This is a genomic window from Polaromonas sp. UBA4122, from assembly GCA_002381615.1.
GTDB lineage: Bacteria > Pseudomonadota > Gammaproteobacteria > Burkholderiales > Burkholderiaceae_C > Polaromonas.
On sequence record DFWY01000144.1, the window covers coordinates 1 to 20,669 of the forward strand.

A 20,669-nucleotide genomic window follows, 5' to 3' on the forward strand; every position below is an offset into this window, starting at 1 on the left:
ACGGCGGCCAGGGCGGTGAGCTGCGCCGCAGGCAGGGGGTAGAGCTTCATGGTGGCGGCGGTGATGACGCCCAGCGTGCCCTCCGAGCCGATGAACAGGTCGCGCAGGTCGTAGCCGGTGTTGTCCTTGCGCAGGCCGGAGAGGCCGTTCCACACCTCGCCCTGCGCGGTCACGACTTCGAGTCCCAGGCACAGATCGCGCGTGTTGCCGAAGCGGACCACCTGGGTGCCGCCGGCGTTGGTGCCCAGGTTGCCGCCGATGGTGCAACTGCCCTCGGAGGCCAGACTCAGGGGAAACAGGAAGCCGGCTTTTTCGCAAGCTTCTTGCAGGTTTTGCAGCACACAGCCCGCGTCAACCGTGATGGTCAGGTTGGCGGCATCCAGCACTCGCACGCTGTTCATGCGCTGCAGGCTGAGCACGATCTGGGTGCCGCTGGCGTCCGGGGTCGATCCGACCACCATGCCGGTGTTGCCGCCCTGGGGCACGATGCTGACGCGGGCGGCGGCACAGGCCTTCACCACGGCGGCGACTTCGTGCGTCGAGCCCGGACGCACTACCGCCAGCGCCCGTCCACGCTCGCGTTTGCGCCAGTCCTGCTCCCAGGCGCTCAGGTCGCCTTCGGTCAGGACGTTGGGGGCGCCGACGATCTGGCGCAGGGTTTCAAGCAATGGGTTGTGGGTGCTCACGATGTTGGGGATTCGGGTTGAGGGGTTGAGGTATTTTTGGCGTTTTTCAGGCGCAGGCGGACATGCAGGGCGCAGGCGGTAAATAGTGTCAGGCACAACGCCACCTCGATCATGGCCAGATAGTTGCCCGGCACTTTGTCGCTATAGGCGCGCACCGCACCTTCGGTGAAATAAAGCCACACCAGCAGGCTGACCCAGCGGTAGGTGTACATGCGGTTTTTCATGATGCCGGCCAAAGGAATGCACAGCGGCAGTACCTTGAGGGCCAGCAGCGAGCCGCCCGGGCGTATGGGCGCCAACCACATTTCCCAGGCCAGGCCCAGCACAATCAGCCCGATCAGGCTGCCAAGGGCCAGCCAGCGCGTCATTTCAATTTGGGTTGCTTTGTTCATGTTTAGCATTTGGTCAGTGGCATGATACCGGGGATGAAAATTCCGCAGTCCCTGCAAGCGTTGTTCACCGAGCTTTCCCATTTTCCGTGGCGCCACACCGCCACCACCCTGCGTGACCGTTTCCGTGAAGACCACATGGGCCTGACCGCCAGCAGCCTGACCTTCACCACCTCGATTGCGCTGGTGCCTTTCTTTACCGTGGCGCTGGCCGTTTTTACGGCCTTCCCGATGTTTTCCAAGTTGCAGGGCGCGCTGCAGGGCTGGCTGATGCAAAGCCTGATCCCCGACAACATTGCCCGGCAGGTGCTGGGCTATTTGACCCAGTTCAGCCGGCAGGCCAGCAAGCTGGGCGTTGCCGGCCTGGCAGTGCTGCTGGTCACGGCGATCACCCTGATTTTGACGATAGATCACACCCTCAACGGCATTTGGCGGGTCAAGAAACCGCGTCCACTGGCGCAGCGCGTGCTGATTTACTGGGCTGCCATTACGCTGGGGCCGCTGCTGCTGGCGGCCAGCCTGGCGCTGACGTCTTATGTGCTGTCGGCCTCCACCGGCTTGGTGAGCGCCATGCCCGTCAGCTTGCGCTTCCTGCTCGACGGAGTGCAGTTCTTTCTGGTGGCTGGCGGCATGGCGGCGCTGTACCGCTACGTGCCCAATACCTTCGTGAAGTGGACGCACGCCTGGGCCGGCGGTCTGTTCGTTGCCGCAGGCATAGAGATCGCCAAAAGAGTCCTGAGCCTTTACCTCGCCGCCGTGCCAACCTACTCGCTGGTCTATGGCGCGTTCGCCACCTTGCCGATCTTGCTGGTGTGGATTTACGTGTCCTGGGTCATTGTGCTGATGGGCGCGGTCATTGCCGCCTACCTGCCCAGTTTGCTGGCCGGCGTGGCGCGCCGCAGCAGCGCCCATGGCTGGCATTTTCAGCTGGCCATTGAAGTGCTGCAGCAGCTCGACAAGGCCCGCACCACCGCCCGCAAAGGCCTGAGCGCCTCGCGGCTGGCGGAACTGCTCTGGGTCGATGTGCTGCAGCTGGAGCCGGTGTTGGAAACGCTGGTGGCGCTCGACTGGGTAGGGCAGCTCAAGGACGCGGAAGGCGACGCCGAGTCCCGCTACCTGCTGCTGGCAGACCCGGACACCACCTTGCTGGAGCCGCTGATGCAGCAGTTGCTGCTCGACAAGGCGGAGTCGGTCAGTAATTTATGGGAAAAAGCCCGCTGGCCCGCCATACGCCTGCGTGATGCGCTATAAAAAAGGAAGTATTTCAGCTTGGGCATAATAGGCAATGCGCTGTGGTTCGGCATCCTGTCCACCCTTGAATTCAACGCCTTGCCATGACCCATCCTTCCGCACCTGACATTCATCCGCCTGAACCCGGTAGCTGGGTCATCTGCCTGTGTGCGGACTGGTGCGGCCTGTGCCGCGACTACCAGGGCGTGTTCGCGCAAATGGCGGCGCGCTATCCCAAGAGCCGCTTTGCCTGGCTGGACATTGAAGACCAGGCGGATCTGGTCGGTGATCTGGAGGTCGACACCTTCCCCACGGTGTTGCTTGCCGACGCACAGGGCACGCGGTTTTTCGGTCCGCTGACGCCCCATCCAGAAACCCTGTCGCGCCTGCTGAACTCGCTGGAACGCTCAAGCCTTCAGGCGACACCCCATTTGCCGGCCACGCAGCTGCTGCTGCAAGCCTTGCAGGCGGCGCCTGAACACTGGGTCAGCGCCGGTTGCTGAGCGGGTTGGATGCCTCAACACGCAGGAATTTGTCAATTTCAAGCATCAAACAGGCCTCTGGCGCTTGTGAGTCGGGCGTAAGCAGCTCTGTTTTTGATAGCGGCTCTGAGGTCGAATTTGGCCATTTTTGCGGCGCGAGCTTTGGTCCAGTGGATCGACGACCTTCGTGATCTTCAGTCCCGCCAAGCAAAGGAGTCGGCTGAATCCATGAGGTCTAAGCCGCGCGCACTGGTGGCGCGATGACGAACGTGCTTATGTCTTCAGGAAGTCCCGAATTGCAAACAGCGTCTCATCCGGTGCCTCGTTCATCTGGTGGTGACCGACCGCCAGGCTCGCGACTTGCACGTCCTTGCCTGCGTTGCGTGCTGCGGTGATGAGCCCTTGCGCGGCTTTGGGCGGCGTCATCTGGTCTTGCGCGCCGAGCACGAACAGCACCGGGCAGGTGATCTGCTGAACAGCGGTTTCGCCGTTGGCATAGCTGTCGCAGGCCTTGAAGCCGCGGTGGAACACGTTGACCTTTGGGTTGCTGGCCAGCACGCGGCGGCCCAGTGCCATGCTGAGGCCATAGACCCAGGTGCCTGGGCCTAGCGCTGAGGGCGGCGGGGCCAGTGTGCTGCGCGAAAACACGTTGATCATGGTCAGTGCCTTCATCGGCTCGTTGAGTGACGCATCTAACAACGCTTGCGACACCTTCATCGGGAAGGCGGTGCCCACCAGCACGAGGTGGCTCACGCGGTCTTTGAGCTTTGATGCGGCTTCGAGCGCAATCAGCGAGCCCCAGCTGTGGCCTACCAGTGCGGCGCGTTGCACGCTGATTGAGTCGAGCAGCGCGGCGATGAAATCAGCTGCTTCTTCCACGGAGGAGGGCGCCTCGCCTTCGCTGCGGCAGTGGCCCGGCAGGTCTACCGCGAGCACATTCCATCCATGGTGGGCGAGGTAGCGGCTTTGCAAAATCCAGACGCTGTGGTCGTTGAGCACGCCGTGGATGAAGACCACGGTGGGCTGTGCGGCATCAAAGGGTTTGCCGCCGGTGTAGCAGTAGGTTTTATGGCCGTTGACGAGCAGTTCCATGTTCAGGCTCCCGCTTTCTCTGCCGCCTTGAGGGCACGCTTGAGGTCATCGATCAGATCATCCGGGTCTTCCAGGCCGATGGACAGGCGGATGGTACCCTGCGTGATGCCGGCGCCCAGCAGCGCTTCGTCGCTCATGCGAAAGTGGGTGGTGCTGGCCGGGTGAATCACCAGGCTGCGGCAGTCGCCGACGTTGGCCAGATGGCTGAACACCTTGAGCGTTTCAATGAAGGCCTTGCCCTGCGCGCGCTTGCCCTTGATGTCGAAGCTGAACACCGAGCCCGCGCCGCGCGGCAGCAGCTTTTTAGCCAGTGCATGGCTGGGGTGCGACTCCAGCATGGGGTGGCCCACGCGCGAAACCAGGGCGTGGCTGGCCAGAAAATTCACCACCTTTTCGGTGTTGCTCATGTGGCGCGCCATGCGCAGCGGCAGGGTTTCAATGCCTTGCAAAATCAGCCAGGCGGTGTGCGGGCTCATGCAGGCGCCGAAGTCGCGCAGGCCCTCGCGCCGGGCGCGCAGCAAAAAAGCGCCCACCGTGCTTTCCTCGCTGAACACCATATTGTGAAAGCCGTCGTAGGCCTCGGTCAACTCGGCAAATTTGCCTGACTTGTCCCAATCGAAACTGCCGCCATCGACGATGATGCCGCCTATCACCGTGCCATGGCCGCTTAAAAACTTGGTGGCCGAGTGATACACCAGGTCAGCGCCGTGGTCGAAAGGCTTGATCAGCCAGGGCGAGGTCAGCGTGGAATCGACCAGCAGCGGCACGCCCGCCTGGTGGGCGATGCCGGATACGGCTGGAATATCGAGCACGTCGAGGCCGGGATTACCGACGGTTTCGCCGAAAAAAAGCTTGGTGTTGGGCTGCACGGCGGCGCGCCAGCCGTCCAGGTCGCCGGGTTTGACGAACGTGGTCTCGATGCCGAAGCGGCGCAGCGTGTAGTGCAGCAGGTTCTGACTGCCGCCATACAGCGCGGTGCTGGCCACGATGTGCGAGCCGGCCCCCATCAGCGTGGCAATGCTCAGGTGCAGGGCGGCTTGCCCGCTGGCGGTGGCAATCGCGCCTATGCCGCCTTCCAGCGCCGACACCCTCTGCTCCAGCACCGCATTGGTGGGGTTGCTGATGCGCGAATACACATGGCCCGCACGCTCCAGGTTAAAAAGGCTGGCGGCGTGGTCGCTGGACTCGAAGACAAAGGAGGTGGTGAGGTGAATCGGCACAGCGCGCGCGCCGGTGGCCGGGTCCGGTGCAGCGCCTGCGTGCAGCGCCAAGGTGTCAAAACCGGGGTCTGAATAGCCGGGCATGAATTTGTCTCCAGTGCAAAAAAGTCGGAAGCGGGCGAGGGCGGCACATGCCCCGCTGCCAGGGCTGAGCGGCGGGTCAGAATGGGAAATCGTTACGGGAAAATCGTTACAGCCGGTCGGAGGATTGTGGGCTATATTTGAACCGAATTTGAATCGAGCCTCCTGGCAGCGTGTTGCGGCAGGACCCTGACAAAACAAGTTGGCAAAACAACCGAGGAGAATGCTATGAAGGTTTCTGACATCCTGCGTGTCAAGGGCAACACGCTGTATACAGTTCAGCCTGATGAACCGCTGATCAAGGCGACCCAAATCATGGCCGAGAAGGACATCGGGTCGCTGGTCGTCATGGAACATGGTGATTACTGGACCGCCACGCGCGCTACATGCCCGTGATGGGCCAGAAAATGATAATGGGTGTCATCAGCTTTTACGATGTCGCCAAGACCGTGGTGGACAGCCAGAACTTTGAAAACAAGATGCTCAAGGCGTACATCCGCGACTGGCCGGCTGAAGACGGCGCCAAGAAGGCGGATCAGCCGCGCGCTCTGGGATAATCCGACCCATGAGCGGCAATACTTTTGGAAACCTCTTCGCAGTCACCAATTTTGGTGAATCCCACGGCCCGGCCATTGGCTGCGTGATTGACGGCTGCCCGCCTGGCCTGTCGCTCAGCGAGGCCGATATTCAAGGTGATCTGGACCGTCGCCGTCCGGGCACCAGCCGCCACGTCACGCAGCGCAACGAACCCGACGCGGTTGAAATTCTGTCTGGCGTGTACCAAGGCAAGACCACCGGCACGCCGATTTGCCTGCTGATCAAAAACACCGACCAGCGCAGCAAGGATTACGGCAACATCCTGCAAACCTTCCGTCCCGGTCATGCCGATTACACCTACCTGCACAAATACGGCCTGCGCGACCCGCGCGGTGGGGGCAGGGCTTCAGCCCGTCTGACGGCGCCCATGGTGGCGGCTGGCGCGGTGGCCAAAAAGTGGCTGGCTGAAAAATATGGCACGGTCTTTCGCGGCTGCATGACGCAGATTGGCGATGTGGCCATTCCGTTCGAGTCCTGGGCGCATGTGACCAACAATCCGTTTTTTGCCCCGGTGGCAGATGTCTCCAAACTGGAGGCGTATATGGACAAATTGCGCAAGGCGGGCGACTCTTGCGGCGCGCGCATCCGCGTTACGGCCTCGGGTGTGCCTGTGGGCCTGGGCGAGCCGCTGTTTGACAAGCTCGATGCCGATATTGCGTTTGCCATGATGGGTATCAACGCGGTCAAGGGCGTGGAAATTGGCGCTGGTTTTGCCAGCGTCATGCAGCGAGGTACCACGCATGGCGATGCGCTGTCGCCCGAAGGCTTCCAATCCAACAACGCCGGTGGCGTGCTGGGCGGCATCAGTACCGGGCAGGACCTGGAAGTGTCCATTGCTATCAAGCCGACGAGCTCCATCATCACGCCGCGCCAGTCGATTGACGTGACGGGCCAGCCTGCGGTGGTGGTGACCAAGGGGCGCCATGACCCCTGCGTGGGCATTCGCGCAACGCCGATTGCCGAGGCCATGCTGGCGCTGGTAGTGATGGAGCACGCGCTGCGGCAGCGCGCCCAAAATGCCGACGTCAAGGTCAGCACACCGGACATCATGCGTCCGCGCGGCTGATTTCAGGCTGCAGCGCTTCGGTCCGCTGCCCGAACAGATAGGTCTGAAATATTGATCTGACGTTGAGCAGCCTGTTGATTCATTTACGGAACCCCTATATCGCATGAGCAATATTTTTGAAAGCTTTCTGTCCACTCCCGAAATGTTGGAGGCATTCAGTGCGCGCAGCTTCCTGGAAGCCATGCTGCGCTTTGAGGCCTCATTGGCGCGTGCGCAGGCCAGCGTTGGCCTGATCCCGGAGGCCGCCGCTCAGTCCATCATCGGCACCTGCAAAGTCGAGCTGTTTGATGTGGCCAAAATCGAGCGCGAAAGCGGACGGGCCGGCAGCATCGCCATCCCGCTCGTCAAGAGCCTCAGGGAAACCGTAGGCCTCTTCAACAAGGAGGCCGCCGGCTTTGTCCACTTCGGCAGCACCAGCCAGGATGTGATCGATACCGCGCTGGTGTTGGTCACACGCACCGCGCTGAGGCTGATTGAAGCCGATGTCAACAAGGCGGTGGCTGCGCTGCTGGCACTGGCCCAGCGCCATGCCGCCGACCCTGTGCTGGCACGCACGCTCATGCAGCCAGCCTCCGTCACCAGCTTTGGTTTGAAATGTGCAGGCTGGGCCGCGCCGCTGGTACGCAGCCGGCAACGCCTGCAGGCCACTAGCGGCAATGCCTTGAGCGTGCAACTGGGCGGCGCCGTGGGTACGCTGGCTCAAATGAAGGGAAAGGGGCCGCAGGTGATTGCACTCATGGCCGCTGATCTGAAGCTCAAGACGCCGCTCTTCAACTGGCACACGCAGCGCGATGAATGGGTGGCGCTGGGTTGTGAACTGGGGTTGCTGGTGGGCAGCCTGGGGAAGATTGCCAAAGATATTTCGCTCATGGGCCAGTACGAAGTGGGCGAACTGGCCGAGCCGTCCGAACCAGGGCGTGGCGGTTCGTCGGCCATGCCGCACAAGCGCAACCCGGTGGCCTGCATGGTGGCGCTGGCTGCAGCGCAGCGCGCACCGCAACGTGTCGCGGCCTTGCTGGCGACCATGCCGCAAGAGCATGAGCGCGCGCTGGGAAATTGGCAGGCTGAGCTGGCTGAATGGCCCGGGCTGCTGATGTCGGCGCAGGGTTCTGCCCGTGCGATGGCACAGGCCCTCGCCGGTCTGCAGGTGGATACCCAGCGCATGCGTGCCAACCTGGACGACCTGCGGGCTGCGCTGCCACCAGAGGCCGCTGACGAATGGTTCAGCCCTGCCCTGGCCCAGCATGCTGCGGAACTGACACACACGCAGGTCAGTGCACTGACTGTGCTGAACAAGCAAACAGAATGAAAGTGATGCCATGAGCATGAGTGACTCCACGAATGACTACGACAGGGGCATGGTCAACCGCCGCAGGGTGCTGGGTGATGCATGGGTCGATAAATCCCTGGCCAACAGCCATTCATTCAACGGGGAATTTCAGGACCTGATCACGCGCTACGCGTGGAATGAAATCTGGGGGCGTCCCGCTTTGGGGGACAAGACGCGGCGCCTGATGGTGCTGTCCACCATGATCGCGCTGAAAGCCTACGAAGAGTTTGCCATGCACGTTCGCGCCGGCCTTGATGGCCCGCCGGATTCCCGGCTCACGCCCGAAGACATCAAGGAGGTCATCCTGCAGGCAGCCATCTACTGCGGCGTGCCTGCTGCCAATCACGCGTTCTCGGTGGCTGGCGACATCCTGCGTGAAAAAGGCCTGCTCCCCGCCAAGGCCTGAGGTTCTGCCTGTCTACCGGACTATGGGCGCATCGTTTTGAGGAAGTGAATCATGAAAAAACCGGTTTTGCACTGGATTAAAGAGGGCCAGGGGCCGCTGGTGGTGTTAAGCCACGCTTTGGGTTGCGACCTCGGCATGTGGGATGGCGTGGCCGCCATTTTAAAAAACCGCTATACCGTGCTGCGTTACGACCACCGGGGTCACGGGTGCTCGGAAGCGCCACCCGGGCCTTACACCATCGAGATGCTGGCAGACGATGCTGCCAACTTGATCAGCGCCCAGACAGACGGTACCGTGCATTTTGTCGGCCTGAGCATGGGCGGCATGGTGGCGCAGGCACTTGCTGCCCGCTACCCGCAGTTGCTCAAAAGCATAGTCATTGCGAATGCGGCCAGCTGGTACGACGATGCGGCGCGTGCCCTGTGGCAGGCACGCGTCCAAACCGTGCTGGCGCAGGGTGTTGCTGCCATTGCCGACGGCGCCATGCAGCGCTGGTTCACGCCTGAGTTCAGGGCCGATGAAACCGCGGGCGGCGCAGCGCGCGTGGCAGCTCTGCGCCAGCAGCTGGAAAAAACCGATGCGGCCGCTTATGCCGCCAGTTGCGAGGCGGTCGCAGGCATCGACTTTCGCAGCAGCAACAGCCGCATCCTTTGCCCGGCGCTGGTGATTGCCGGCACGCGTGATGAAGCCACGCCGGTGCCGATGTCGCAGGCCATTTGCAACAGCATCGCGGGCGCGCAGTTGCGCACGCTGGCGGCAGCTCACCTCAGTGCGGTGGAGCAACCCGAGGCGTTTGTCCGGCTAATCGACACTTTCTACACAGAGTTGACATAAGCGATGATCAAGGGTGCTTGCCTGTGGCGGGTACAGGCCGCAATGGGGTGTTGCCCTGATAATTGACACAACTGAACAGAAAGACGTGCGTCATGAAAACAGCCTTGGTCCTCAATGGTCCCAATCTCAATTTGCTGGGGACGCGTGAACCTGCCGTGTACGGCTCGCAAACCCTGGCCGATGTGGAGGCCCTGTGCGCCAAGGCCTGCGCGGCGCATGGCTTCAAGCTGGACTTTCGCCAGAGCAACCACGAGGGCGTGCTGATTGACGCGATTCACGAGGCCGGACGTGCCCAGGCGGCCGGCACGCTGGCGGGCGTGGTGCTCAATGCCGGTGCCTACACGCACACCAGCGTGGCCCTGCATGACGCCATCAAAGGGGCAGGGGTGACGCTGATTGAGCTGCACATCAGCAACGTGCATGCGCGCGAGGCTTTCCGTCACCATTCCTACATCTCACCGGCCGCAAAAGCCGTGATGGTCGGGTTTGGCGTCAAAGGCTATGCCCTGGCCATCGCGGGCCTTGCCGAGCTGGCCCAGCCTGCCTGATGGGCCAGATGAACCCTTTCCGGCGCTGACGCATGCCTGCACCTCCGAAGTTTCCGGTCGATGAGCGCGAGGTCGAGTTCAGCGCCATCCGGGCGCAGGGTGCGGGCGGGCAAAACGTCAACAAGGTCTCCAGCGCGGTGCATCTGCGCTTTGACATCGCGGCTTCGTCGCTGCCCGATGAGATCAAGGCCCGCCTGCTGGCACTCCCTGACAGCCGCATCACCCAGGAAGGCGTGCTGGTCCTGAAGGCTCAACAGCATCGCACGCAGGAGATGAACCGTGCCGACGCCATGGCGCGCTTGCAGGAAGTGGTAGACAGTGTTTCCAGCCCCCCCAAACCCCGGCGCGCCACCAAGCCAAGCTATGGTTCCAGGCAGCGCCGCCTGGAGAGTAAAAGCCAGCGCTCAAGCATCAAAAGCCTGCGTGGCAAGGTGGATGACTGAGCCTGGACCCGGCAAGGCCGGAATAGTGATTTCTTAAGGATTTTAAGGCTGTAGCCCATATATGACGGGCGTAATTAGCTATTAAATTAATAGCAATATCAGCCCTGCTGCAGCGCCTGGCTCCTGCCGCCGTTTACTTCTCAATGGCCAGCAGTTCGACTTCAAACGTCAGCGTGGCGTTGGGGGGTACCGCATTGCCGGCGCCTCGCTCGCCATACGCAGTGGCGGGCGGGCAGGTCAGCGTGGCCTTGCCGCCGACCTTGATTTTTTGCAGGCCTTCCGTCCAGCATGGCACCACCCGGTTGAGCGGGAAGGTGGCGGGGCTGCCGCGCTTGTAAGAGCTGTCAAATTCCTTGCCATCGGCGAGGGTTCCGCGGTAATGCACCTTGACGGTGTCCGACGCCGTGGGCTTTGGGCCGGTGCCGTCGACGGTGTGAACAATCTTTACGCCCGAGGGCAGTGTTTCGGTGGGGGCTGCTGCTAAAGCGCTGGATGCCAAGGTGGCGATGGCGAGCAGGGCAAGAACTGATTTCATGGTTTTCATTTTGACTGCGGGTTGTGGGTTGCGGGATGGAAGGTGAGCGCGGTTGAAGCTGTCCGGTTCAATTATCTCCGGCTGGTGCTTGCTGACTCAATCTGCCCTGCTGCAGGGCTGGAAATGCTATTGAATAAGTAGCTCATTGCGCCCGTCCTGCCTGGGCTAGAGGTCTATTTTCCTTATTTCTTGGTCGAATTGGTGGTGTTGTGATTGATTGACTGAAGAGTGTTCAAACCGGTCTGTCGATGCCACCTATTTGGATGCCCGCAAAGCAGCGGTTGCTGACTCTCGCGACCGACAGCTTCATGATTGCCCATTGCTCTCCAGTCTGAAGCCGTTCGTGGTTTCGGCATCGTGTCCATTGCTAACCTTGGCGGCAAGAGAGAGCTGATGCTTACTGTCAACGTAGCGGAGGAAGAGTCAGTCTTTCACAAGGAGAGTTCAGTGTTTGAAACGGATTCATTCTTTCACGATCAGTCTATTGATCTCCAAAAAATAAGGGTTTACCCTGATACACTGAATATGCTTCGAAAATTCCTTTAGGGGCCATGCTCGAAGTCCCATTCACTATCAAAGGAGCAAATATGTCTAGCATGATGAAAGCCGCAGTGTTTGTAGAACCCGGACGCATTGAAATTGTTGACAAGCGAATCCCCGACGTGGGCCCCAACGATGCGTTGATCCGCATCACAACCACCACCATTTGCGGGACCGATATTCATATTCTTAAGGGTGAGTACCCTGTAGCCAAGGGTCTGACCATTGGACATGAGCCTGTTGGCGTAATAGAAAAACTGGGCAGTGCTGTTCAGGGTTACAAAGAAGGCCAGCGCGTCATTGCTGGCGCAATTTGCCCCAATTTCAACTCCTATTCAGCGCAGGATGGAGCGCCATCACAGGACGGTAGCTACCTTGTTCCTTCCGGACTTTGTGGTTGCCACGGCTTAAAAGCTACCGCAGGTTGGCGCTTTGGCAATCTGATTGACGGCACGCAGGCTGAGTATGTGCTGGTTCCTGACGCACAGGGCAATCTGGCGCCCATTCCGGATGGTTTGACCGATGAACAGGTACTGATGTGCCCGGACATCATGTCTACCGGTTTTAAGGGCGCTGAAAACGCCAACATCAGAATTGGTGACACAGTGGTGATCTTTGCCCAAGGTCCGATTGGTTTGTGTGCCACCGCTGGGGCTCGTTTACTCGGTGCCAGCACCATCATTACCGTCGACGGCAACGATCACCGTCTGGGTATTTCCAAGAAAATGGGCGCGGATTTAACCCTGAACTTCAAGAACTGCGACGTGGTCGCTGAAATCATGAAGATCACCAATGGGCGCGGCGCGGATTCGGCAATTGAAGCGCTGGGCACACAGGCTACATTTGAGTCGGCGCTGCGTGTGCTCAAGCCCGGTGGCACCCTATCGAGCTTGGGGGTGTATTCCAGCGACTTGAAAATACCGCTTTCCGCTTTTGCCGCCGGACTCGGTGACCACAGGATCAATACAGCGCTGTGCCCGGGCGGCAAGGAGCGCATGCGTCGCCTGCTCAATGTGGTTGCTTCCGGCCGGGTCGACCTTGGTGTTTTGGTGACCCACTCGTACAAGCTAGAAGACATCGTCGCGGCTTACGACCTGTTCGCCCACCAGCGTGATGGTGTGCTCAAGATCGCTATTAAGCCGTAAAGCTGGGAGGAACAGCGTACATTCGCTGACCTGAAAATGAATCAGATGCCCCGCTTTGGCGGGGTTTCTTTTTTTGATGTTTCGCTGTAACTGCGAAGCCAACATAAAACCCGTCGTATCGATCATGCCAGTCAAGTCGTAGCACTCAACGTCGGCTATCTGGCAGGTAGTTTTCAAAATGCTATAGCCGCAACCAGTCTATCGCGGACATTCGGCCGCACACCTTTTGACCATCTGCAATGGACCGACAACTACCATCCCATGCCAACGCCTTGATTTAAAATAAAATCAGCCTCCAGCCCTTTTGGATCGGGCGCAGAAAGCTATGAAATCAATAGCGAAATGAATCCGCGACCGGCCTGCAGCAGCCCGGCGCGGCGGCTTCCTTAGGCGTAGTCGCTGACGGGCACGCAGCTGCAAAACAAGTTGCGGTCGCCATAGACATTGTCAACCCGGCCCACCGGCGGCCAGTATTTGACCTGCTTGAGCGCGGCCACCGGAAAAGCGCCGGTTTCACGCGAATAAGGGCGGTCCCAGTCGGCACCCATCAGGCTGGCTGCGGTGTGCGGCGCGTGCTTGAGCGGGTTGTTGTCTTGCGGCCATTGACCGTCTTCAACTTTGCGTATCTCTTCACGGATGGCGATCATGGCGTTGATGAAGCGCTCCAGCTCGGCCAGGGTTTCGCTTTCGGTGGACTCAACCATCAGTGTGCCGGGCACGGGAAAGCTCAGCGTCGGCGCATGAAAGCCATAGTCCATCAGTCGCTTGGCGACATCTTCTGCGCTGACGCCACTGGTTTCTTTCAGTGGACGCAAGTCCAGAATGCACTCGTGCGCCACATGGCCGTTTTCACTGGCATAGAGGGTCGGGTAATGGTCTCTGAGTCGTGCGCTGATGTAGTTGGCGCTCAAGATGGCGACCTCGGTGGCCTGCTTCAGGCCTTCGGGGCCCATCATGCGGCAGTACATCCAGCTGATCGGCAGCACGCCTGCGTTACCCAATGGTGCTGCTGACACTGCACCGACACCGTTGACCGGAATACCTGCGGTGGCATGGCCAGGCAGGTAGGGCACGAGGTCTTTCACCACACATACCGGGCCGACGCCGGGTCCGCCGCCGCCATGCGGAATGCAGAAGGTCTTGTGCAGGTTGAGGTGGCTCACATCACCGCCAAATTCGCCCGGCGCGGCGACGCCGACCAGCGCGTTCATGTTGGCGCCGTCCACATAGACACGCCCGCCGTGCGAATGCACCAGCTGGCAGAGTTCTTTTACTTGGCGTTCAAACACGCCGTGCGTGCTGGGGTAGGTAATCATCACTGCGGCCAGGTTGGTCGCGTGCTGCTCGCACTTGGCCTTGAGGTCGGCCATGTCCACGTTGCCCTGCGCGTCGCAGGCGGTGACGACCACGGTCATGCCAGCCATGTGCGCGCTGGCCGGGTTGGTGCCATGCGCAGACGAGGGAATCAGGCAGATATTGCGGTGACCCTGGCCGTTCGCTTCATGGAAGGCCCTGATGACCAGCATGCCGGTGTACTCGCCCTGCGAGCCGGCATTGGGTTGCAGGCTGATGCCGGCATAACCGGTGGCCTGGCACAGCCAGTCGCGCAATTGCTGGTCGAGCTCGGCGTAGCCCTGCAACTGCTCCGGTGGCGCGAAGGGGTGAATGTTGGCAAACTCGGGCCAGGTGATGGGGATCATCTCGCTGGTTGCGTTGAGCTTCATGGTGCAGCTGCCCAGAGGAATCATGCTGCGGTCCAGTGCCAGGTCCTTGTCGCCGAGCATGCGGATATAGCGCAGCATGCCGGTTTCGGAGTGGTGGGTGTTGAACACCGGATGCATCAGGAATTCGCTGGTGCGGCGCAAGTCGGCCGGAATCAGGGACTCGATGCCCTTTTCGAAGGCGCTGACGACCGGCACGGTTTGGCCAGGCTGGGCAAAGAAGGACCAGAGCATTTCAATGTCTCTGCGGCTGGTGGTTTCGTCCAGCGACACGCCCAGGTGATTTTTTAAGAAAAATCTAAGGTTAGCCCCCGCCTGACGGGAGCGTTCAGCTATCAAATTAGTAGCGTCACCGGTCTTGACCATGACGGAGTCAAAAGCCCCCGTGCTGGTGATTTCGTAGCCCAGTTCCTTCAGGCCGCGCACAAATATCGCAGTGTAAGCGGCGATGCGCTCTGCAATGCGCCTGAGGCCCTGCGGGCCGTGGTACACCGCATACATGCTGGCAATCACGGCGGGCAGCACCTGCGCGGTACAGATATTGGACGTGGCTTTTTCGCGGCGAATGTGCTGCTCGCGCGTTTGCAGGGCGAGGCGATAGGTCGGGTTGCCGTGGGTATCGACGCTCACGCCGACAAGGCGCCCCGGCAGGGAGCGCTTGAACTCGTCGCGGCAGGCCATGTAGGCGGCATGCGGGCCGCCGTTGCCCATGGGCATGCCGAAACGCTGCGTGCTGCCCAGCACGATGTCGGCATCCCACTCGCCAGGGGGCGTAAGCAGCGTCAGCGCCAGCAGATCGGCGGCAACGCACAAGACTGCGCCATCGGCGTGCGCCTGGCCGACCAGCGGCCGCAGGTCATGAATGCTGCCGGTGGTGGCCGGGTATTGCGCCAGCATGCCAAAGTAATGGCCCTCGGCCATGAGCTGCTGCACGGTGACGGAAGCGCTGCTGACCTTGACCTCAATGCCCAGCGGTTTGGCGCGGGTCTGGATCACTTCAATCGTTTGGGGATGGCAGTCGCCGGCCACGATGAAGACATTGTTTTTGCTTTTCACGCTGCGCTTGGCCAGCGTCATGGCCTCGGCGGCGGCCGTGGCTTCGTCGAGCATGGAGGCGTTGGCAATGGGCATGCCGGTCAGGTCGCACACCATGGTCTGGAAGTTGATCAGCGCCTCCAGACGGCCCTGTGAAATCTCGGGCTGGTAGGGCGTGTACGCGGTGTACCAGGCGGGGTTTTCAAGGATGTTGCGCAAGATGACGCCTGGCAGGTAGGTGCCGTAGTAGCCTTGGCCGATAAAGCTTTTGAAGACCTGGTTTTTGCCGGCAATCGCCTTGAGCTGCTTGAGCGCCGCTGCCTCCGTGACGGGTGGCGGAATGACCATGGCACTGCGGCGCGCGATGGAGCGCGGAACAATCCCGTCGATCAGCGCCCGGAGCGAGGCCGCGCCCACCACGCTGAGCATATGGGCTTCGTCCCGCGCATCAATGCCGATGTGGCGCGCAATGAATTCGGAAGGGTTTTCAAGCTCGCCCAGCGGCTTGGCGGATTGCATCAACATAGGTGGGTCTCGTGTCAGGCGTTGGCGACTATTCGGATATTTCCAGATCAGGGGTGGGCAGAAAAAGTCGTGTAGCTCGTCTCATCCATCAGGGCATCCAGCTGGGACGGGTCAGACATTTTGATTTTGAAGAACCATCCGGCGCCCAGCGGGTCGCTATTGGCCAACGACGGGTCATCGCGCAGGGCCTCGTTGACTTCAATCACTTCGCCGCCGACCGGCATGTACACGTCTGCAGCGGCCTTGACCGACTCCACCACGGCGACGGCTTCCTTTTGGGCGAAGTCGCCGCCCACAGCGGGCAGATCCACAAACACCACGTCGCCCAGGGCGTCTTGTGCATGAATGGTGATACCGACGGTGGCTGTGTCGCCTTCGATCTTGATCCATTCGTGGTCTTCGGTGTATTTGACAGTCATGGAGTTCTCCAGAAGTTCAGTTAGAAAAAATCAACAGTTAAAGACAAAAGAGGCAAGGATAAACTCAGCCGCGGTAGTAGTGGTTAGGCACAAAAGGCATGACCGACACTTCCATGGGAACCGGTTTGCCACGCACTATGGCATTGACACGGGTGCCGATGGCGGCAAATTCCGGGCTCACATAGCCCATGGCTACCGGCGTGTTGATGGTGGGGCCGAGCAAACCGCTAGTCACTTCACCCATCGGCGCACCGTCCGTGCTTTGCAGCGCGCTGTGGTCGCGCACGGGAATGCGTTCCAGCGCCACGAGGCCCACGCGTTTTCTCTTGACGGCGGCGGCCGGGTTGGCCAGTTGGGCAAGAATTTTTTCGGCGCCTGGGAAACCGCCGGCCCGCGCGCCACCGGTGCGCCGGACTTTTTGAATGGCCCAATTGAGACTCGCTTCCACCGGTGTGGTGCCGGTGTCGATGTCGTTGCCATACAGGCACAGGCCCGCCTCCAGGCGAAGCGAGTTGCGGGCACCCAGGCCGACCGGTTTGACTTCAGGTTGTGCCAGCAGGGCTCTAGCCAGCGTGTCGGCCTGCGACGCGTGCACCGAAATTTCGAAACCGTCTTCACCGGTGTAGCCGCTGCGGGTGACGAAACACTCGCAGCCCGCAACCGTGAAACGCCCGCCTGTCATGAACACCAGCTTTTCAACCCCCGGCGCCAGACGCTGCAGCGCGGTGACGGCCTGCGGCCCCTGCAGCGCCATGAGCGCCATCTCGGGCATGGGAATGACTTCGCAGCGGGCGCCGATTTTTTTCTGGATATGGGCGATGTCGCCCACCTTGCAGGCGCCGTTGACGATGACGAACAGGTCGCCACCATGGGCGTAATCGCGGTTGAAAAACATCAGGTCGTCGATGATGCCGCCGTCGTCATTGAGCAGCAGGCCATAGCGCTGCTTGCCGACGGGCAGGTCGATGACATCAACGGGGATCAGGGTTTCGAGTGCGGCCGCCGAATCAAGGCCTACCAGGCGCAATTGGCCCATGTGGGACACGTCAAACAGGCCGGCGGCGTTGCGTGTGTGGTGGTGCTCTGCCATCAGGCCCGCCGGGTATTGCACCGGCATGGAATAGCCCGCAAACGGCACCATGCGCGCACCGAGCTCGACATGCAAATTATGCAACGGTGTTTTGAGAAGATTTTCTGGGGTAGCAGAAGAGGCGTTGGAAGATGTATCGGACACGGCATTCTCCGGGGGCAAACATGAATCCATGACCAATGGTCATGCGCTGCCCCTGCTGTCCACTTTACCTGAGAGATTCACCTGGCGATGCAGGTTTGCTCCTTCGGTGGGCCGCTTTGAAAACGACCTCTCTCCAGTAGGGAACGTTTTTCAGCAAGTGCTTGCTGAAAAACGGTTGCCAGTCCTTTTGCCTGAGCGTTCAGTGCACCATTTAAGCGTGCCACATGCGCCTTCGGCGGTTTTCGAAGTGAAAACTCTCTCCTGACCAAAGAAGTGTAGCCCAAGCGCGCCTGCCTTTTACTTGGCGTACACCAGATCGCGCAAGGCCAGCGACAGTTGCGGCACGTAGGTCAGCACCATCAGGCATCAGCTCATCACCCGCTCGTCGCTTGATAAAATCCATGCCAAATTGCCTGGCTCTTCGCGTCATTCAGTGGGAGTTTCCATTGGGCATCACTCGAAGCCTGCTGTTGAAGAACATGACAGCAGGGTGCGTTGCGCACTGAACGCACGCGTTACAGGTAGGGCTTGAGCCAGCCCAGACCGGCTGAAGTACCGCCAGCTTGCATCCCGGTCCGGGGCCGGTACTCGCAACCTACCCAACCGGCATAGCCCAACTCGTCCAGCACGGAAAACAGGTAGGGGTAATTCAGCTCACCCAGATCGGGCTCGTTTCGCTGCGGCACGCCCGCAATCTGGATATGGCCGACATTGCCGGTCGGCAGGTAGTGGCGCAGTTTCATCGCCACATCACCCTCCACAATCTGGCAGTGGTAGAGGTCCATCTGCACCTTGAGGTTGGGTGCGCCCACGGCTGCGACGACCTCGTGCGCCTGGTCCTGGCGGTTCAGGAAAAAGCCCGGGATGTCGCGCGTGTTGATCGGTTCGATCAGCACATCGACACCCTGCCGGGCGGCCTCTAGCGCGGCCCAGCGCAGTTGCTTGAGGTAGCTAGGGTACAAGGTCTCGCGCTCAGTGCCCGAGGGCTGCAGCCCGGCCATCACATGAATGCGCGGGCAGTCCAGTGCGGCTGCGTAATCGAGTGCCTGGCCAATACCAGCGCGGAACTCCGCTTCACGCCCGGGCAGACAGGCCAGACCACGCTCGCCACCCTCCCAATCGCCGGGCGGCGCATTGAACAACACCTGCTGCAAGCCATGGGCCTTGAGGCGCGCCGCGATTTCGCGGCTCTCATAGGCATAGGGAAAAAGGTATTCGACCGCCTTGAAGCCGTCTTGTGCAGCGGCGGCAAAACGGTCAAGAAAATCGAGCTCGGGGTAGAGCATGGACAAGTTGGCAGCAAATTGAGGCATAGGGTTCACCAGTGGGCGCCGAAGCTTTGGCGCAGTTCGTTGATTTGGGTTTCGGTCAGCGGCTCAGGCGCAGATGGACTGAGACTCACCAACCGGGCGGTTTCTTCGAGTTCTTCGAGCGTGGCCATGGCAGCGGCAGGCGAGTCGTGCCACACATTGGGCCCCAGCCGCTCCAGCATGACGGCGCGGATCGGTGTGCCGGCCTCGCCATAGCGCGAAATAGCCTGCGCCACCAGCTGCGCCGCCTCGGGCGCGCCGGGACGGTGGTAGGCAATCAGGGGCACGTGGCCGACCTTCATCACAAAGTAGGGCGTCACGGCGGGCAGCAGTTCCTCGCCACAAGCCCTCAGTGTCAGCGCCACGCAGTGTGTGCTGTGGGTGTGGATGACGCAGCGGGTTTGAGGATGAAATTGGCTTGTAGCCCTGTAGATATAGGTGTGAAGCGCTATTGTTTTACTAGCACGATCACCGTTGAGCTGTTGCGCGTTGACGTCCAGCCGGGCCAGCCGGGCCGGATCAAGAGAGCCCAGACATGCGTCGGTCGGCGTGATCACGAAGCCATCATCCAATCGCACGCTGATGTTGCCGGCCGTGGCATGCACATAGCCGCGCTCGAACAGGCTGCGGCCGACACGGCAGATTTCTTCGCGGGCTTCGGTTTCAGTCATGCCAGGATGGTAAAGGCTTTGCTAAAAAAATCGTCGGCGCCAAAGTTGCCAGACTTCAGCGTCAGGTGCAGGCCCTCGCCAGGTGCGGCAGTGGTTTGGGCATGGCACCATGGCACACCGGGATCAATTTGCGGGCCGATCTTCATTTGCGTGATGTTCAAAGCCTGCACGCAGGCGCCCGAGGTTTCTCCGCCAGCCACCACCAGCTGGCGCACGCCAAGCGCCACCAGACCGCGTGCGATCGCGGCCAGGGTGCGCTCCACCATGGCGCCGGCTTCTTCCACGCCCAGTTGTCTTTGCACCGACTTGACTGCATTGGAATCAGCTGTCGAATAAATCAGCACTGGCCCCTGGCTCAGCAGGGGCGCGGCCCAAGCCAGCGCCTGCGTTGCCACATCGATCCCGGCGGCGATCTGCAAGGCATCGACACCCAACGCCGGACGTCCAGCCTGGATAAAGGCCAGCACCTGCCGGTTGGTCGCCAACGAGCAACTGCCCGACAACACCGCCTGCAAGCCAGTGGCTGCGGGCAGTGCGCTGGCAGTCTTTGAGTGCGCAATTCCAAAATTGGCAGGCAGTCCAATCGCGACGCCCGAGCCGCCAGTCACCAGCGGCATGCCCTTGAGCGCCGAGCCTAGGCGCAGCAGGTCATCGTTGGAGATGGCGTCCACGATGGCCAGGCCTACACCTTGCGCACGTAACTGGTCGATGCGCGTGCGAATCGCAGCCTCACCCTGTGCCACCACCTTGTAGTCGATCAGACCCACCTTGCGGCGGCATTGCGCCTGCAGCACGCGCACCAGATTGGCGTCCGTCATGGGCGTGAGCGGGTGGTTCTGCATGCCGCTCTCGTTGAGCAGCACGTCACCCACAAACAAGTGACCCTTGAATACGGTGCGCTGGTTATCAGGAAAGGCGGGCGTAGCGATGGTGAAATCGCCCCCTTTAACGTTCGCCAGCGCATCCAGCAGCGCCTCAGCCACCGGGCCGATATTGCCTTGCGACGTGCTGTCAAAAGTGGAGCAATACTTGAAGTAGATTTGCTGCGCGCCCTGTGCTTGCAGCCAGCGCAGCGCAGCCAGCGACTGCGCAATGGCTTCATCCGCCGGCAAGGTGCGCGACTTGAGCGC

General features: G+C 60.9%; 20 protein-coding genes, 1 pseudogene and 2 riboswitches. Of the genes and pseudogenes, 10 read left to right on the forward strand and 11 right to left on the reverse strand.

Going from position 1 to position 20,669, the window contains the following annotated elements; translation table 11 throughout:
* Together B3F77_RS17350 and B3F77_RS17355 are read right to left on the reverse strand one after the other, a co-directional pair.
* Window positions 1–686: FAD-binding oxidoreductase (locus tag B3F77_RS17350; protein WP_293606160.1), on the reverse strand; the 686-nt coding region annotated here is incomplete at its 3' end.
* Window positions 683–1,078 (reverse strand): DUF2069 domain-containing protein, encoded by a 396-nt coding sequence (locus tag B3F77_RS17355; protein ID WP_293606161.1) that lies wholly within the window; start codon window positions 1,076–1,078, stop codon window positions 683–685. The genes B3F77_RS17355 and B3F77_RS17350, both read right to left, overlap by 4 nt.
* Before the next feature lie 33 nt (window positions 1,079–1,111).
* On the opposite strand from B3F77_RS17355, the gene B3F77_RS17360 reads away from it, so the two are divergent.
* Window positions 1,112–2,326: a YihY family inner membrane protein gene (locus B3F77_RS17360; protein ID WP_293606162.1), complete on the forward strand. Its 1,215-nt coding sequence runs from the start codon at window positions 1,112–1,114 to the stop codon at window positions 2,324–2,326.
* A gap of 83 nt (window positions 2,327–2,409) precedes the next feature.
* Window positions 2,410–2,808: a thioredoxin family protein gene (locus B3F77_RS17365; protein WP_293606163.1), complete on the forward strand. Its 399-nt coding sequence runs from the start codon at window positions 2,410–2,412 to the stop codon at window positions 2,806–2,808.
* Window positions 2,809–3,060: 252 nt separating this feature from the next.
* Here B3F77_RS17365 and B3F77_RS17370 read toward each other — a convergent pair whose 3' ends face one another.
* Together B3F77_RS17370 and B3F77_RS17375 are read right to left on the reverse strand one after the other, a co-directional pair.
* Window positions 3,061–3,879 carry an alpha/beta fold hydrolase gene (locus tag B3F77_RS17370; RefSeq protein WP_293606164.1) on the reverse strand — a complete coding sequence of 273 codons (819 nt, stop codon included), beginning with the start codon at window positions 3,877–3,879 and terminating at the stop codon, window positions 3,061–3,063.
* A gap of 2 nt (window positions 3,880–3,881) precedes the next feature.
* Window positions 3,882–5,183, reverse strand: coding sequence for an O-acetylhomoserine aminocarboxypropyltransferase (locus B3F77_RS17375; protein WP_293606165.1), 1,302 nt, complete (start codon window positions 5,181–5,183; stop codon window positions 3,882–3,884).
* A gap of 225 nt (window positions 5,184–5,408) precedes the next feature.
* Here B3F77_RS17375 and B3F77_RS17380 point away from each other — a divergent pair.
* The 7 genes and pseudogenes from B3F77_RS17380 (at window position 5,409) to arfB (ending at window position 10,404) form a co-directional block, all read left to right on the forward strand.
* A pseudogene (locus tag B3F77_RS17380) lies at window positions 5,409–5,737 on the forward strand (CBS domain-containing protein).
* 8 nt (window positions 5,738–5,745) lie between these two features.
* Window positions 5,746–6,843, forward strand: a complete 1,098-nt coding sequence (aroC, locus tag B3F77_RS17385) for a chorismate synthase (RefSeq protein WP_293606166.1) — start codon at window positions 5,746–5,748, stop codon at window positions 6,841–6,843.
* Window positions 6,844–6,946: 103 nt separating this feature from the next.
* Window positions 6,947–8,152: a 3-carboxy-cis,cis-muconate cycloisomerase gene (gene pcaB / locus B3F77_RS17390; protein ID WP_293606167.1), complete on the forward strand. Its 1,206-nt coding sequence runs from the start codon at window positions 6,947–6,949 to the stop codon at window positions 8,150–8,152.
* 10 nt (window positions 8,153–8,162) lie between these two features.
* A complete protein-coding gene (locus B3F77_RS17395) occupies window positions 8,163–8,579 on the forward strand; it encodes a carboxymuconolactone decarboxylase family protein (RefSeq protein WP_293606168.1) in 417 nt (138 codons plus the stop codon).
* Window positions 8,580–8,630: 51 nt separating this feature from the next.
* The gene (locus B3F77_RS17400) at window positions 8,631–9,413 is read left to right on the forward strand and encodes an alpha/beta fold hydrolase (RefSeq protein WP_293606169.1); all 783 of its coding nucleotides are present in this window, start codon (window positions 8,631–8,633) and stop codon (window positions 9,411–9,413) included.
* A gap of 92 nt (window positions 9,414–9,505) precedes the next feature.
* Entirely contained in the window at window positions 9,506–9,961 is a 456-nt protein-coding gene (gene aroQ, locus B3F77_RS17405) for a type II 3-dehydroquinate dehydratase (protein ID WP_293606170.1), read from the forward strand.
* Window positions 9,962–9,993: 32 nt separating this feature from the next.
* A complete protein-coding gene (gene arfB / locus B3F77_RS17410) occupies window positions 9,994–10,404 on the forward strand; it encodes an alternative ribosome rescue aminoacyl-tRNA hydrolase ArfB (RefSeq protein ID WP_293606171.1) in 411 nt (136 codons plus the stop codon).
* A 133-nt stretch (window positions 10,405–10,537) separates the two neighbouring features.
* On the opposite strand, the gene B3F77_RS17415 is transcribed toward arfB, so the two are convergent.
* Window positions 10,538–10,939 carry an FKBP-type peptidyl-prolyl cis-trans isomerase gene (locus B3F77_RS17415; RefSeq protein ID WP_293606172.1) on the reverse strand — a complete coding sequence of 134 codons (402 nt, stop codon included), beginning with the start codon at window positions 10,937–10,939 and terminating at the stop codon, window positions 10,538–10,540.
* Between the two features lie 587 nt (window positions 10,940–11,526).
* On the opposite strand from B3F77_RS17415, the gene B3F77_RS17420 reads away from it, so the two are divergent.
* Window positions 11,527–12,624: an NAD(P)-dependent alcohol dehydrogenase gene (locus B3F77_RS17420; RefSeq protein ID WP_293606173.1), complete on the forward strand. Its 1,098-nt coding sequence runs from the start codon at window positions 11,527–11,529 to the stop codon at window positions 12,622–12,624.
* 386 nt (window positions 12,625–13,010) lie between these two features.
* Here the strand turns inward: B3F77_RS17420 and gcvP are convergent, their stop codons facing one another.
* From gcvP to otnK, 6 genes are all read right to left on the reverse strand, one after another.
* Window positions 13,011–15,905 (reverse strand): aminomethyl-transferring glycine dehydrogenase, encoded by a 2,895-nt coding sequence (gene gcvP / locus B3F77_RS17425; protein WP_293606174.1) that lies wholly within the window; start codon window positions 15,903–15,905, stop codon window positions 13,011–13,013.
* A 47-nt stretch (window positions 15,906–15,952) separates the two neighbouring features.
* Window positions 15,953–16,324 carry a glycine cleavage system protein GcvH gene (gene gcvH, locus B3F77_RS17430; protein ID WP_293606175.1) on the reverse strand — a complete coding sequence of 124 codons (372 nt, stop codon included), beginning with the start codon at window positions 16,322–16,324 and terminating at the stop codon, window positions 15,953–15,955.
* A gap of 64 nt (window positions 16,325–16,388) precedes the next feature.
* Window positions 16,389–17,588: a glycine cleavage system aminomethyltransferase GcvT gene (gene gcvT / locus B3F77_RS17435; RefSeq protein WP_293606176.1), complete on the reverse strand. Its 1,200-nt coding sequence runs from the start codon at window positions 17,586–17,588 to the stop codon at window positions 16,389–16,391.
* Between the two features lie 15 nt (window positions 17,589–17,603).
* A riboswitch (glycine riboswitch) is annotated at window positions 17,604–17,705 on the reverse strand.
* Window positions 17,706–17,727: 22 nt separating this feature from the next.
* A riboswitch (glycine riboswitch) is annotated at window positions 17,728–17,832 on the reverse strand.
* 241 nt (window positions 17,833–18,073) lie between these two features.
* Window positions 18,074–18,871 carry a 2-oxo-tetronate isomerase gene (otnI, locus tag B3F77_RS17440; protein WP_293606177.1) on the reverse strand — a complete coding sequence of 266 codons (798 nt, stop codon included), beginning with the start codon at window positions 18,869–18,871 and terminating at the stop codon, window positions 18,074–18,076.
* A 5-nt stretch (window positions 18,872–18,876) separates the two neighbouring features.
* Window positions 18,877–19,539: an aldolase gene (locus tag B3F77_RS17445; protein WP_293606178.1), complete on the reverse strand. Its 663-nt coding sequence runs from the start codon at window positions 19,537–19,539 to the stop codon at window positions 18,877–18,879.
* Window positions 19,536–20,669, reverse strand: a 1,134-nt coding sequence (otnK, locus tag B3F77_RS17450; protein ID WP_293606179.1) for a 3-oxo-tetronate kinase, incomplete at its 5' end; no start/stop codon positions are given. The genes otnK and B3F77_RS17445, both read right to left, overlap by 4 nt.

Excerpts from the sequence above, each read along its gene's own strand:
- B3F77_RS17355 (WP_293606161.1), bottom strand. The coding sequence starts at position 1,078 with ATGAACAAAGCAACCCAAATTGAAATGACGCGCTGGCTGGCCCTTGGC.
- B3F77_RS17360 (WP_293606162.1), top strand. The coding sequence starts at position 1,112 with ATGAAAATTCCGCAGTCCCTGCAAGCGTTGTTCACCGAGCTTTCCCAT.
- B3F77_RS17365 (WP_293606163.1), top strand. The coding sequence starts at position 2,410 with ATGACCCATCCTTCCGCACCTGACATTCATCCGCCTGAACCCGGTAGC.
- B3F77_RS17370 (WP_293606164.1), bottom strand. The coding sequence starts at position 3,879 with ATGGAACTGCTCGTCAACGGCCATAAAACCTACTGCTACACCGGCGGC.
- B3F77_RS17375 (WP_293606165.1), bottom strand. The coding sequence starts at position 5,183 with ATGCCCGGCTATTCAGACCCCGGTTTTGACACCTTGGCGCTGCACGCA.
- aroC (WP_293606166.1), top strand. The coding sequence starts at position 5,746 with ATGAGCGGCAATACTTTTGGAAACCTCTTCGCAGTCACCAATTTTGGT.
- pcaB (WP_293606167.1), top strand. The coding sequence starts at position 6,947 with ATGAGCAATATTTTTGAAAGCTTTCTGTCCACTCCCGAAATGTTGGAG.
- B3F77_RS17395 (WP_293606168.1), top strand. The coding sequence starts at position 8,163 with ATGAGCATGAGTGACTCCACGAATGACTACGACAGGGGCATGGTCAAC.
- B3F77_RS17400 (WP_293606169.1), top strand. The coding sequence starts at position 8,631 with ATGAAAAAACCGGTTTTGCACTGGATTAAAGAGGGCCAGGGGCCGCTG.
- aroQ (WP_293606170.1), top strand. The coding sequence starts at position 9,506 with ATGAAAACAGCCTTGGTCCTCAATGGTCCCAATCTCAATTTGCTGGGG.
- arfB (WP_293606171.1), top strand. The coding sequence starts at position 9,994 with ATGCCTGCACCTCCGAAGTTTCCGGTCGATGAGCGCGAGGTCGAGTTC.
- B3F77_RS17415 (WP_293606172.1), bottom strand. The coding sequence starts at position 10,939 with ATGAAATCAGTTCTTGCCCTGCTCGCCATCGCCACCTTGGCATCCAGC.
- B3F77_RS17420 (WP_293606173.1), top strand. The coding sequence starts at position 11,527 with ATGTCTAGCATGATGAAAGCCGCAGTGTTTGTAGAACCCGGACGCATT.
- gcvP (WP_293606174.1), bottom strand. The coding sequence starts at position 15,905 with ATGTTGATGCAATCCGCCAAGCCGCTGGGCGAGCTTGAAAACCCTTCC.
- gcvH (WP_293606175.1), bottom strand. The coding sequence starts at position 16,324 with ATGACTGTCAAATACACCGAAGACCACGAATGGATCAAGATCGAAGGC.
- gcvT (WP_293606176.1), bottom strand. The coding sequence starts at position 17,588 with ATGGATTCATGTTTGCCCCCGGAGAATGCCGTGTCCGATACATCTTCC.
- otnI (WP_293606177.1), bottom strand. The coding sequence starts at position 18,871 with ATGCCTCAATTTGCTGCCAACTTGTCCATGCTCTACCCCGAGCTCGAT.
- B3F77_RS17445 (WP_293606178.1), bottom strand. The coding sequence starts at position 19,539 with ATGACTGAAACCGAAGCCCGCGAAGAAATCTGCCGTGTCGGCCGCAGC.